The 13,854-nt window shown below is 33.2% G+C and carries 13 protein-coding genes; 12 read left to right on the forward strand and 1 reads right to left on the reverse strand.

Annotation, left to right across the window (positions count from 1 at the left end; all coding sequences use genetic code 11):
• The first annotated feature begins 8 nt into the window (after positions 1-8).
• The 3 genes from cdd to recO are packed head-to-tail and all read left to right on the forward strand — an operon-like array spanning position 9 to position 2,102.
• Positions 9-413, forward strand: coding sequence for a cytidine deaminase (gene cdd / locus HMPREF2580_RS05820; protein WP_002443139.1), 405 nt, complete (start codon positions 9-11; stop codon positions 411-413).
• On the forward strand, positions 413-1,315 hold the full coding sequence (era, locus tag HMPREF2580_RS05825; protein WP_002443137.1) for a GTPase Era: 903 nt from the start codon (positions 413-415) through the stop codon (positions 1,313-1,315). The genes cdd and era overlap by 1 nt, the downstream gene beginning before the upstream one ends.
• A 31-nt stretch (positions 1,316-1,346) precedes the next feature.
• On the forward strand, positions 1,347-2,102 hold the full coding sequence (gene recO, locus HMPREF2580_RS05830; RefSeq protein ID WP_161792489.1) for a DNA repair protein RecO: 756 nt from the start codon (positions 1,347-1,349) through the stop codon (positions 2,100-2,102).
• Between the two features lie 133 nt (positions 2,103-2,235).
• Here the strand turns inward: recO and HMPREF2580_RS05835 are convergent, their stop codons facing one another.
• A complete protein-coding gene (locus HMPREF2580_RS05835; RefSeq protein ID WP_070831085.1) occupies positions 2,236-3,627 on the reverse strand; it encodes a glycine--tRNA ligase in 1,392 nt (463 codons plus the stop codon).
• Between the two features lie 340 nt (positions 3,628-3,967).
• Between HMPREF2580_RS05835 and HMPREF2580_RS05840 the strand changes: the two genes are divergently transcribed.
• From HMPREF2580_RS05840 to HMPREF2580_RS05880, 9 genes are all read left to right on the forward strand, one after another.
• Complete coding sequence (locus HMPREF2580_RS05840; RefSeq protein WP_080981459.1) at positions 3,968-4,591, forward strand: transcriptional regulator CcpN; 624 nt, start codon at positions 3,968-3,970, stop codon at positions 4,589-4,591.
• A gap of 11 nt (positions 4,592-4,602) precedes the next feature.
• Positions 4,603-5,421: a pyruvate, water dikinase regulatory protein gene (locus HMPREF2580_RS05845; protein WP_070831088.1), complete on the forward strand. Its 819-nt coding sequence runs from the start codon at positions 4,603-4,605 to the stop codon at positions 5,419-5,421.
• A gap of 60 nt (positions 5,422-5,481) precedes the next feature.
• A complete protein-coding gene (gene dnaG / locus HMPREF2580_RS05850; RefSeq protein WP_070831091.1) occupies positions 5,482-7,278 on the forward strand; it encodes a DNA primase in 1,797 nt (598 codons plus the stop codon).
• Positions 7,279-7,572: 294 nt separating this feature from the next.
• Positions 7,573-8,679: an RNA polymerase sigma factor RpoD gene (gene rpoD, locus HMPREF2580_RS05855; RefSeq protein WP_002443124.1), complete on the forward strand. Its 1,107-nt coding sequence runs from the start codon at positions 7,573-7,575 to the stop codon at positions 8,677-8,679.
• 156 nt (positions 8,680-8,835) lie between these two features.
• Positions 8,836-9,528 carry a tRNA (adenine(22)-N(1))-methyltransferase gene (locus tag HMPREF2580_RS05860; RefSeq protein WP_070831093.1) on the forward strand — a complete coding sequence of 231 codons (693 nt, stop codon included), beginning with the start codon at positions 8,836-8,838 and terminating at the stop codon, positions 9,526-9,528.
• Positions 9,515-10,615, forward strand: a complete 1,101-nt coding sequence (locus tag HMPREF2580_RS05865; protein ID WP_070831096.1) for a Nif3-like dinuclear metal center hexameric protein — start codon at positions 9,515-9,517, stop codon at positions 10,613-10,615. The genes HMPREF2580_RS05860 and HMPREF2580_RS05865 overlap by 14 nt, the downstream gene beginning before the upstream one ends.
• Positions 10,616-10,650: 35 nt before the next feature.
• Complete coding sequence (locus tag HMPREF2580_RS05870; RefSeq protein WP_070831098.1) at positions 10,651-11,994, forward strand: DEAD/DEAH box helicase; 1,344 nt, start codon at positions 10,651-10,653, stop codon at positions 11,992-11,994.
• Positions 11,995-12,003: 9 nt separating this feature from the next.
• Positions 12,004-12,894, forward strand: a complete 891-nt coding sequence (locus HMPREF2580_RS05875) for a deoxyribonuclease IV (protein WP_070831099.1) — start codon at positions 12,004-12,006, stop codon at positions 12,892-12,894.
• 141 nt (positions 12,895-13,035) lie between these two features.
• On the forward strand, positions 13,036-13,842 hold the full coding sequence (locus HMPREF2580_RS05880) for a metal ABC transporter ATP-binding protein (RefSeq protein WP_141756858.1): 807 nt from the start codon (positions 13,036-13,038) through the stop codon (positions 13,840-13,842).
• The last annotated feature ends 12 nt before the right edge of the window (positions 13,843-13,854 follow it).

A 13,854-nucleotide genomic window follows, 5' to 3' on the forward strand; every position in this document is an offset into this window, starting at 1 on the left:
GAAAATAAATGAGCTATCAATCGCATTATTTTAAAGAAGTTAGGGAGGCACAAAATAATGCATATGCGCCTTATAGTCATTTTAAAGTTGGGGCTTATTTAAGAACCAAAGATGGACGCACGTTTCACGGTGCAAATGTTGAGAATGCGGCATACTCCTTAGGCATTTGTGCAGAACGTTCTAGCTTAGTCGCAGCTATTTCAGAAGGTTATAGACCTGGAGATTTCGAATCTATTACAGTGACGGTTGACGCAGATCAACCATCCTCTCCTTGTGGTGCTTGTAGACAAGTATTGAAAGAACTTTGCGATGACGATATGCCAGTATATATGACTAATCACAAAGGCGAAATGATAGAATCGACTGTAAGCGAACTATTACCATTAGGATTTTCAAGAAAGGATTTAAATTAATGACAGAAGAACATAAATCAGGATTTGTTTCAATCATTGGTAGACCTAATGTTGGTAAATCTACCTTTGTAAATAGAGTGATAGGACATAAAATTGCAATCATGTCTGATAAAGCTCAAACTACGCGCAATAAAATTCAGGGTGTGATGACAAGAGATGATGCTCAAATTATCTTTATAGACACACCTGGTATTCACAAACCAAAACATAAACTTGGTGACTATATGATGAGAGTGGCTAAAAATACACTTTCCGAAATTGATGCCATTATGTTCATGGTCAATGTAAATGAAGATATTGGCCGTGGTGATGAATATATCATGGAAATGTTAAAGAATGTTAAAACACCCATCTTTTTAGTATTAAATAAAATAGACCTTGTGCATCCAGATGCTTTAATGCCAAAGATTGAACAATACAAAGAATACATGGACTTTACAGATATTATTCCAATTTCAGCACTTGAAGGGTTAAATGTTGATCACTTTATCGATGTGCTAAAATCGTATCTACCTGAAGGACCAAAATATTATCCGGATGACCAAATTTCTGATCACCCAGAACAGTTTGTAGTGAGTGAAATTATTCGTGAAAAGATTTTACATTTAACAAGCGAAGAGATTCCGCACGCAATTGGCGTTAATGTTGATCGAATGATAAAAGAAGACGAAGACAGAGTCAGAATCGAAGCGACAATATATGTTGAGCGTGATTCTCAAAAAGGCATTGTCATTGGTAAAGGCGGTAAAAAACTTAAAGAAGTTGGAAAACGTGCACGACACGATATAGAAATGTTACTTGGTTCTAAAGTATATTTAGAACTATGGGTTAAAGTGCAACGTGATTGGAGAAATAAAGTAAACTTTATCCGCCAGATTGGCTATATTGAAGATCAAGATTGATCATTAGAGAGTCGGTGAATGTATCATGTTAATGAAACAAAAGGGCATCATTATTAAATCGGTTGATTATGGTGAGTCTGATAAAATCATTACAATTTTAAATGAGTATGGTGCGAAAATACCTTTAATGGCTCGACGTGCGAAAAAAGTTAAATCTGGTTTACAAGCTCATACACAAATGTTTGTGTATGGCTTATTTATTTATAATAAATGGCGTGGTATGGGAACTTTAAATTCTGTCGATGTCATTAACCAGCACTATGAATTACAATTAGATTTGTATGAAAGTAGTTATGCTTCTTTATGTGCAGAAACAATTGAAAGATCAATGGAAGAAAATGAGGTATCTAAATATAATTACGAGCTTCTTCATTTTGTACTTACGAAAATAAGCGAAGGCACGTCAGCTCAGTTGATGTCTATCGTAGTTCTATTGAAATGTATGGCAAAATTTGGTTTTACTGCCTCTTTTAATCGTTGCGTCATAACAGGTAATGATGACCAATCCAAATTAATGGGCTATAGTTTCAAATTTGATGGAGCTATTTCTCAAGAAGTAGCATATCAAGACCCACACGCCTTGAAATTAACAAATCGCTCGCTTTATCTATTAGATATACTGCAAAAATTACCTATCAATAAGATGAATTCTCTGAGTATTCATCAAGAAATTTTAGACGAAATGTCAGAACTCATTATTATGCTTTACAGAGAATATGCCGGCATGTTTTTTAAAAGCCAGAAGTTAATTAACCAACTTAAAAGACTAGAAAACAATCCACACTAAACCGTTTTATTTAGAAAAGCGGCATAGTGTGGATTTTTCATACTTAAAAAACTCTCTTATCTGCAACACAAAAGATGTGCTCGATAAGAGAGTAAATGCAAATAATGATTTATCTTTGAAATATTATTTAATACTAAAATTTAATTTTTTCAGCTAAGAATGTTTCTAATTCTGAAATTGGCATACGTACTTGTTCCATTGAATCTCTATCACGTACAGTGACTTGATTATCTTCTAGTGAATCGAAATCAAATGTAATACAATATGGCGTACCAATTTCATCTTGACGACGATAACGTTTACCAATTGATTGTGATTCATCGAAATCAATAGAGAAGTTTTGGCTCAATTGTTCGAATATTTTAATTGCTTCACTAGATAATTTCTTACTTAAAGGTAATACTGCAGCTTTATATGGTGCTAAAGCAGGGTGGAAGTGCATAACCGTACGTGCATCTTTACTTCCTTCAACACCTTCTTCTTCATATGCATCACATAAGAAGGCTAATGTTACACGATCCGCACCTAATGAAGGCTCGATACAATATGGAACGTATTTCTCGTTTGTTTCTGGATCATGATATTTGAAATCTTCGCCTGAATGTTCACTATGTTTTTGTAAGTCGAAGTCCGTACGACTTGCGATACCCCATAGTTCTCCCCAACCAAATGGGAATCTGTATTCAATATCAGTTGTCGCATTAGAGTAGTGAGATAATTCATCTTCATCATGGTCTCTTAAACGCATATTTTCTTCAGTAATATTTAAATCTTTTAACCATTGACTTGCAAATGTTTTCCAGAAGTTTTGCCATTCAATTTCTTCACCAGGTTTACAGAAGAATTCAAGTTCCATTTGTTCGAATTCTCTTGTTCTGAAAATGAAGTTACCAGGTGTAATCTCATTACGGAATGATTTACCGATTTGGCCAATACCAAAAGGCAATTTCTTACGCATTGAACGTTGAACATTTTTATAGTTAACGAAGATACCCTGTGCTGTTTCAGGACGTAAGAATAATTCATTTGTTGAATCTTCAGTAACACCTTGGAATGTTTTGAACATTAAGTTGAATTGACGAATATCAGTCCAATTCGCTGTACCACTTACTGGACAAACAATTCCTTCATCATCAATGATTTTCTTCATTTCATCAAAACTTAATCCATCAGCAATGAAATTTTCGTCGCCTTTTTCTTTTTGCATGTAATCTTCAATTAATTTATCTGCACGATAACGAATTTTACTGTCTTTATTATCAATCATCGGATCATTAAAGTTACCTAAGTGACCTGATGCCTCCCAAGTTTTAGGATTCATTAAGATAGCAGCGTCAATACCCACATTATAAGGTGATTGAGTAATAAATTTTTGCCACCATGCTTTTTTAATATTGTTTTTAAGTTCCACACCTAGAGGACCGTAATCCCAAGTATTTGATAAACCACCATAGATGTCACTTCCTGGGAAGACAAAACCTCTATGTTTCGCTAGTTGAACAATTGTTTCCATATCTTTTACCATAAAAACTCTCCTTACACATAAAAACGCCCCAAGACAATATACATATCAAATATGTCATATTATCTTGGGACGAGTTTAAAAGTATTTTTAGTCATTTGTACATGAAATACAAATGTTTACTTACATTTAACCCGCGGTTCCACCCAAATTAGTGTAGACACTCGCTTTTATTTCATTCATTTAGTCATGCGCCAATTTATCAATGTTAAGCTCACACCATCCTTAACTCGCTTCAACATTATTCTAATTGAAAGATTTTTTAATAGCAAGTATTTCTATGTATTTGTAGCAATTTATAATAAAAGTTATAATAAGAAGTATTCAAGAGGGGTGAGGACCTATAGAACTTAGTAAAAGACAGGAACAAATTATTGATATCGTCAAAACCAAAGGACCTATCACGGGTGAACAGATTGCTGAAAAGCTCAATCTCACTCGCGCTACTTTACGTCCTGACTTAGCAATACTGACAATGTCAGGTTTTATTGAAGCAAGACCTAGAGTCGGTTATTACTATTCGGGCAAATCTAAAAATAAAATTATTAATGAACAACTAAGACAATACGTGGTTAAAGATTATATGTCTCAACCTGTAATTTTAAAAGAGGAAATGTCTGTTTATGATGCAATTTGTACAATCTTTTTAGAAGATGCAGGTACATTATTTATCACAAATAAAGACAATGATTTCATTGGCGTTTGTTCAAGAAAGGATTTACTCAGGGCATCAATGATTGGCGAAGATATACATACAATGCCGATAAGCGTAAATATGACTCGAATGCCTCATATTACATTTCTTGAAGAAAGCGAGCTCGTCATTTATGCTGCCAATCAAATGATTGAAAAAGAAATTGACGCACTCCCCATTGTTAGAAAAAAAGACAATGACAAATATGAAGTCACTGGTCGAATTTCTAAAACAACGATAACTAAATTATTCGTATCATTATTTAAAGAATAGGTGGTAAATACATGGATAATATAAAGATAATTGTAGCCTCAGATTCGATAGGAGAAACAGCAGAATTAGTTGCTAGAGCAGGTGTTTCCCAGTTTAATCCTAAACAATGTAAACATGAATTCCTTCGCTATCCTTACATTGAATCTTTTGAGAATGTTGAAGAGGTGATTCAAGTTGCGCGTGATACAGGCGCTATCATTGTTTACACATTAGTTAAACCAGAAATAAAGAAATATATGCTTGCCAAAGTAGAAGAATTTTCTTTGAAATCAGTTGATATCATGGGACCATTAATGGATTTATTATCAGAGTCAATTGATGAAACGCCTTATTACGAACCAGGTATCGTACATCGACTAGATGACGCTTACTTTAAGAAGATTGACGCAATTGAGTTTGCAGTTAAATATGATGACGGTAAAGATCCTAAAGGTTTACCTAAGGCAGATATTGTACTGTTAGGTATTTCAAGAACTTCTAAAACACCGCTATCTCAATATTTGGCACATAAAAGTTATAAAGTGATGAACATTCCAATTGTTCCTGAAGTCACACCTCCAGATGCGTTATTTGAAATAGATACATCTAAATGTATTGCTTTAAAAATTAGTGAAGAAAAGCTTAATCGTATCCGTAAAGAAAGATTAAAACAACTAGGTTTAGGAGATACTGCTAGATATGCGACAGAAGCACGTATTCAAGAAGAATTAGATTACTTTGATGAGCTCGTTTCTAAAGTAGGTTGCCCTGTGATTGATGTCACAGATAAAGCTATTGAAGAAACAGCAAATGATATTATATATTTAATTGAAGAAAGTAAATCGAAATGATTTCATTTTCCTAGTAAAAAAGATATAATGATATGACTAATACTTAATAGGTGATTCCCTTTGCGTATAGATCAATCGGTCATTAATGAAATTAAAGATAAGACAGACATTTTAGATTTAGTAAGTGAATATGTAAAACTTGAAAAAAGAGGGCGCAATTACATTGGTTTGTGTCCTTTTCATGATGAAAAGACACCTTCTTTCACAGTTTCTGAGGATAAACAAATATGTCATTGCTTCGGTTGTAAAAAGGGTGGCAATGTTTTCCAATTTACGCAAGAAATTAAAGATATACCATTTGTAGAAGCAGTTAAAGAGTTGGGTGAACGTGTCAATATACAAGTTGATATTGGCAACACACAACAGAATCAAGAATCTCAAATGGCCTCAGATGATCTGAAAATGATTGAGATGCATGAGCTTATTCAAGAATATTACCATTATGCTCTAATGAAGACTGTAGAAGGCGAAGAAGCATTAAATTATTTAAGAGAACGTGGGTTTACTGATGAATTAATTAAAGAAAGAGAGATTGGGTTCGCTCCAGATAACTCACACTTTTGTCATGACTTTCTAGAGAAAAAGGGTTATGATATAGAACTTGCTTATGAAGCTGGTTTGTTATCTCGTAACGAAGAGAATTTCAGTTATTATGATAGATTCAGAAATAGAATCATGTTCCCTTTAAAAAATGCCCAAGGACGAATTGTTGGTTATTCAGGAAGAACATATACTGGACAAGAACCTAAATATTTAAATAGTCCAGAAACGCCTATCTTTCAAAAACGAAGACTCTTATATAATTTAGATAAAGCCCGTAAATCAATACGAAAAAATGATGAAATTATTCTACTCGAAGGATTTATGGATGTTATTAAGTCAGATTATGCCGGTTTAAAACAAGTTGTAGCAAGCATGGGGACACAATTGTCTCAAGAACATGTTACATTTCTTAAGAAATTAACACATAATATCACATTAATGTTTGATGGAGATTTCGCCGGTAAAGAGGCTACTTTGAAAACTGGACAAACGCTTTTACAACAAGGTTTAAATGTGTATGTCGTTCAATTACCTTCTGGAATGGATCCAGATGAATATATTGGAAAATATGGTAATGACACATTTTTAAATTTTGTTCAAAAAGATAAAAAATCATTCGTTTTATTTAAAGTTCAAACACATCAAGATGAAATCAATAATAATGACTTAGCTTACGAAAGATATTTTAAAGAAACGACGAATGACATTTCACTTGTCCAATCAACAATACTTCGAAATAAACTCATACACGATGTGGCTGACATTTTCAAAATAAATCCAGAAACCATTCAACATGAAGTAGGCGTAAATGCAACGCCACAAGCACCACCAGCGGATTACGGTACTTATGGTCCTTCATCACAGGCACATACTCAATTATTTAATCGTTTATCGAAGCATGAGAAAGCAGAAAGGGCACTGCTTAAACATTTTATGAAAGATAAAGATACATTCTTAAATTATTACCAAAAGATTAGTAATGATGACTTTACAAATAAATATTTTAAGAGTATATTTAATATTTTGCATGACTATTTTTCAGAACAAGATTATTATAGTATAAGTGACGTAATGCAATATATTGAATCTAATGATTTAAGAGAGGCTTTCATTGAACTAGAACAATATAATCTTAATGATGAACCTTATGAAAATGAAATAGAGGACTACATAGACATTATTAATAGCAATAGTGGCGAAGAGTCAATTGAAGCATTAAATCATAAATTAAGAGAAGCATCTCGTATAGGTGATGTAGAATTGCAAAAATACTATTTACAACTTATCGTAAATAAGAATAAAAGTAGAATGTAAATATAGTGAAATTGAAAAGCGTAATAATATAAAAGCGATACAATAATGAACACACTCACACATTCTAAACAATGGTTACTAATAAGGTTGAGTGGGTAGTAAAACTATGTCACAATTTTTAAATGTATGATTGATTTTTAATTAAAATCTTGATGAAGTGCCTATATAAAATATTAAAATGGCTTAATTGAAAGTGATTAATTCAATATTTACAATATACAAATCATATTTAATTGATATAATATATAGTTATTGAAAGATTATCAGTATTTATTAAAATCGGGAGGCCTTTTCATGTCTGATAACCAAGTGAAAATTAAAAAACAAACAATTGATCCGACTTTAACATTAGAAGATGTTAAAAAACAATTAATTGATAAGGGTAAAAAAGAAGGTCATTTAAGCCATGAAGAAATTGCTGAAAAACTACAGAATTTCGAAATGGATTCTGATCAAATGGATGATTTCTTCGATCAACTTAATGATAATGATATTACTCTTGTTAATGAAAAAGATAGCTCCGATACAGATGAAAAATTAAACCCCAATGATTTAAGTGCTCCTCCTGGTGTCAAAATTAATGACCCAGTCCGTATGTACCTTAAAGAGATTGGTAGAGTCAATCTGTTAAGCGCTCAAGAAGAAATTGAATTAGCTAAGAAAATTGAACAAGGTGATGAAATCGCAAAATCACGATTAGCTGAAGCCAACCTACGTTTAGTTGTTAGTATTGCTAAAAGATATGTAGGTAGAGGTATGTTATTCCTAGATTTAATCCAAGAGGGTAACATGGGCTTAATTAAGGCCGTTGAAAAATTCGACTTTAGTAAAGGGTTTAAATTTTCAACATATGCAACTTGGTGGATTAGACAAGCAATTACAAGAGCGATTGCTGACCAAGCACGTACAATCCGTATTCCTGTCCATATGGTTGAAACGATTAATAAATTAATACGTGTTCAACGTCAATTATTACAAGATTTAGGTCGTGACCCTGCACCAGAAGAAATTGGTGAAGAAATGGATTTACCACCTGAAAAAGTACGTGAAATCTTAAAAATTGCGCAAGAACCAGTTTCTCTTGAAACACCTATTGGCGAAGAAGATGACAGCCACTTAGGAGATTTCATTGAAGACCAAGAAGCACAGAGTCCTTCAGACCATGCCGCATATGAATTATTAAAGGAACAACTTGAAGATGTGCTTGATACATTAACTGATAGAGAAGAGAACGTGTTGCGTTTAAGATTTGGCTTAGACGATGGACGTACAAGAACACTTGAAGAGGTTGGTAAAGTGTTTGGTGTTACACGTGAACGTATTCGTCAAATTGAAGCTAAAGCTTTAAGAAAACTAAGACATCCTAGTCGTAGTAAGAGACTTAAAGATTTCATGGATTAAAATAATAAAGTTGGGCAAGTGTCTATGAATGAATAAACATCGTTTTCTACCTCGCCCAATCGAATCATCACACTTGAAAGGGTGGGATAATGAATTCAATTTTCAATATACTGAATTCAATCCCACTCTTTTTTAATACATATGAGGAGTTTAAACATGATTAATTTAAATCAACGATTATTGCGTGTGTGCTCATTTTTAAAGCAAGGAACACTAGCTGATATTGGTTCAGATCACGCTTATTTACCTATTTATGCAATACAAAACAAGATATGTACAAGTGCAATTGCTGGTGAGGTCATTAAAGGACCGTATAAGGCTGCGGTGAATAATGTCGCTGAAAATGACTTAAATGAATCAATCGACGTCCGCTTAGGTGACGGTTTAGCCGTTATCAATCATGCTGATAACATTGATAATATAACGATTTGCGGCATGGGTGGACCTCTTATTGCTTCAATTTTAAAAGAAGGGCAAGAAAAATTAACATATCATCCAAGGCTTATCTTACAAAGTAATATTCAAACACAAATCTTGAGAAATGTCTTAACGTCACTCAATTATGAAATTATAGATGAGGTCATTCTTGAAGAAAAAGGGCATATTTATGAAATTGTAGTAGCAGAATTTAATCAATCTTTGAAACCACTCTCTACAAAAGAATCAAAATTCGGCCCATATTTATTAAAGGAAAAGAATGATTATTTCTATAAAAAGTGGAATAGAGAACTCGAAGCACTCTATCATATTAAGTCACAATTGAATTCATCAACACATCATGAGAGACTTAAAGAAATTGAAAGTGAAATTAATCTCATACAAGAGGTGTTAGATAATGAAATTGAGTAAACTCATATCTATTTTAGACACACATGTGCCATTTTCCACAGCGGAATCATGGGATAATGTCGGATTACTAATCGGCGATGAAAACCAACAAGTCAATGGTATATTAACCGCCTTAGATTGTACTGAAGACGTCGTCAATCAAGCGATAGACAAAAATATAAATACCATCATTGCACATCATCCACTTATCTTCAAAGGGATTAAAAATATCGTTCAAACTGGTTACGGCAAGATTATACGCAAACTAATTCAAAACGATATTAACCTTATCGCAATGCATACAAATTTAGATGTAAATCCAAATGGCGTAAATAAGATGCTAGCAGACACTCTTGGTTTAAATAATATTAAACTAATTAACCAACAAAATACGACGTATTATAAGGTTCAAACTTTTATCCCTAAAGAAAATGTCGAAAACTTTAAAGACCAACTCAATCAACTCGGCTTAGCTAAAGAAGGAAACTATGAATACTGTTTCTTTGAAAGCGCAGGAAAGGGACAATTTAAACCTGTTGGAGAAGCCAATCCTTATCTCGGTCAACTCGATAGTATAGAATATGTAGATGAGATTAAACTCGAATTTATGATTTCTGAAAATGAAAAACAAATCACCGAACAGGCAATTATAAATTATCATCCTTATGAAACACCCGTATATGATTTTATTAAACTGCAGAAACGAAGCGAGTATGGTTTAGGTATCATAGGTGAGCTTCCTCATACGATGACTTTAGATGAGTTTTCTAGTTACACTAAAGAGCAATTAAATATTAATAGTTTAAGATATACGGGTCATCCTGACGCAGTCATTAACAAAGTTGCTATGATAGGCGGTTCAGGAATTGGTTTTGAATATGAAGCGCAAAAATTGGGTGCTGATGTATTTGTAACTGGAGATATCAAACATCACGACGCATTAGATGCTAAAATACAAGGTGTTAATTTATTAGATATTAACCACTATAGCGAATTTGTAATGAAGCAAGGCTTAAAATCGTTGCTAGAAGACTGGCTATTTGAGTATAAAGATGAGTTACCTATCGAAGCCTCAGATATTAACACCGATCCATTCACTTATAAATAATATATTGCTTATTAGACTTTAAAGGAGGCCATATCATGGCAAAACATCCATTTGAGCATTTTAATTTAGACGAAAGTTTAATTAAAGCGGTTCAAGACCTTAATTTTGAAAAACCTACAGAAATACAAAATAGAATTATCCCTAGAATATTGAAAGGTACTAACTTGATTGGTCAATCACAAACAGGTACAGGAAAGTCACATTCTTTCTTATTACCTTTAATGCAAAAGATTGATGTAGATGTTCAAGAACCACAAGCCATTGTCGTTGCACCAACACGAGAACTCGCTCAACAATTATTTCAAGCGGCTAGTCATCTGAGTAAATTCAAACAAGAGGTAAGTGTTAAATTGTTTATCGGCGGTACAGATATCGAAAAAGATAAACAACGTTGTAATAGACAACCCCAATTAATTATTGGTACACCTACACGGATTAATGATCTTGCACAAGGCGGATATCTTCATGCGCACCTTGCCAGCAATTTAATTGTGGACGAAGCTGACTTAATGATTGATTTAGGTTTAATTGAAGATGTAGATTATATCGCAGCAAGATTAGATGACGAGGCTCACATTGCAGTATTTAGTGCAACTATTCCTAAATCATTGCAACCATTTTTAAATAAATATTTAAGTCAACCTGAATTCGTTGAGGTTGATAGTAAGTCTCAAAATAAGAAAAACATTGAATTTTATCTTATACCTACAAAAGGTACTGCCAAAATCGATAAAACGTTAAGTCTTATCGATATGTTAAATCCGTATTTATGTATCATTTTCTGTAATAGTAGAGAAAATGCAAACGAACTTGCAAATTCTTTAAATAATGAAGGTATTAAAGTTGGTATGATTCACGGGGGCTTAACACCTAGAGAACGTAAACAACAAATGAAGCGTATTAGAAACCTAGACTTCCAATACGTGATTGCAAGTGATCTTGCTTCAAGAGGTATCGATATCGAAGGCGTGAGTCACGTGATTAACTTTGACGTACCAAATGATATTGATTTCTTTACACATCGTGTAGGACGAACAGGACGGGGTAATTATAAAGGAGTAGCAATTACGCTTTATAGTCCTGATGAAGAGCATAATATCTCATTAATCGAAGATAAAGGCTATCATTTTGAAAATGTAGACATTAAAAATGGCGAACTAAAACCGATTAAAGCACATGATACAAGACGAACAAGACAACGCAAAGATGACCATCTAACAAACGAAGTTAAACATAAAGTTCGAAGTAAATCGAAAAGAAAAGTTAAACCAGGCTATAAGAAGAAGTTTAAGCAAGAAGTAGAAAAAATGAAACGTCAAGAGAGAAAGCTTTATAGTAAAAGACAAAATAGACAAAAACGTAAAAATAATAAAGGATAGGTGAATGACATGTTATTAGGTTCTCATGTTTCAATGAGTGGTAAAAAGATGTTACAAGGCTCTGCGGAAGAAGCCCATAAATTCGGTGAATCTACATTTATGATATATACTGGAGCTCCTCAGAATACGAGAAGAAAAAGCATCGAAGATTTAAATATAGAAAAAGGACATGAGGCCATGAAAGAATATGGTTTATCTAATATTATTGTTCATGCACCCTATATTATTAACATCGCTAATACGACGAAACCTGAAGTATTCAACTTAGGTGTAGATTTTTTACAGAATGAAATTGAACGTACGCAAGCGATTGGTGCAAAAGATATTGTACTACATCCTGGCTCTCATGTAGGCGCTGGTGCAGACGTAGGTATTAAAAAGATTATCGAAGGTCTTAATGAAGTCTTAACACACGATAACGATGTGCGAATTGCACTTGAGACAATGGCCGGTAAAGGTTCAGAAGTAGGTCGCTCATTCGAGGAAATCGCTCAAATAATTGATGGCGTGACACATAATGATCGTTTGTCAATTTGTTTTGACACATGCCATACACATGATGCTGGTTATAATGTCAAAGAAGACTTCGATGGTGTGTTGAATGAATTTGATAAAATCATAGGCGTAGACCGTATTAAAGTTGTACATGTTAATGACAGTAAAAATGAAATAGGCGCACATAAAGACCGTCATGAAAATATTGGCTTTGGTCATATTGGCTTCGACGCTTTAAACTATGTTGTCCACCATGATGCATTTAAAGATATTCCTAAAATTTTAGAAACACCTTATGTTGGTGAAGATAAGAAAAATAAAAAACCACCTTATAAATTTGAAATCGAAATGTTAAAAGCACAACAATTTGATTCAGATCTTAAAAATAAAATTTTAAATCAATAAATAGCTTTTTCCTAATACATGAAACACTCGACGGAGCGAGATAATGAAATCATACCATTTGATAAATGATTTCAATCTCGCTTCTTTTATTTAGTCGTAAACATTACTATTTACATAACATTTGCAAAGCTGTATAGTTATATGCGAGGTGAAAACATGACGACGCCAGTTTTCGAATTACGAAATATAGATTATTATTTCGACAATAAGCATGTATTAGAAAATATAAATATTAAAATTAACAAAGGAGAATTTCTTGCCATCGTTGGTCCAAATGGTGCTGGAAAGTCAACTTTACTTAAAATCATTTTAGGGCTGTTACCTTTACAAAAAGGAGAAATATTTGTTGAGGGTCATTTGTATAAAGGCAACAAATCATCTTTAAAGATTTGTTATGTTTCCCAAAAAGCAACAGCATTTAATGCAGGTTTTCCAGCAAGTGTAAAAGAAGTTGTATTAAGTGGTTTAACTAAGACAAAGAAACTTTTCCAGAAATTTAATAAAAGTGATAATAAAAAAGTGGAAGATGTATTAAAACGATTAAACATTTCTCACTTAATCAATAAAAATATTGCCGAATTATCAGGAGGCCAACAGCAACGTGTATTAATTGCTAGGGCACTGATTTCAAATCCGAGTGTATTAGTTTTAGACGAGCCAACCAATGGTATTGATGCGAAACATGTGAACGAGTTTTACGAAACATTAGATAGGCTCAAAAAAGAAGGTATCACTATTATTCTGGTGACACATGATATTGGAGTAGTTGCAGATACAGCTACGGAGGTTGCATGTCTGAACAAACATCTTCATTTTCATGGCACAACAGAAGATTTTAAATCATTAGATGAAGTAGAAATATCTAAAATCTATGGTCATCCAATTCAATTCGTTGATCATCAACATAACAGAGCGTGTTGCAATAACGATGAGGAAAAAAGCTCATGAAATTAAATATTA

It is taken from the genome of Staphylococcus sp. HMSC036D05 (genome assembly GCF_001836225.1).
Taxonomy (GTDB): Bacteria; Bacillota; Bacilli; order Staphylococcales; family Staphylococcaceae; genus Staphylococcus; species Staphylococcus caprae.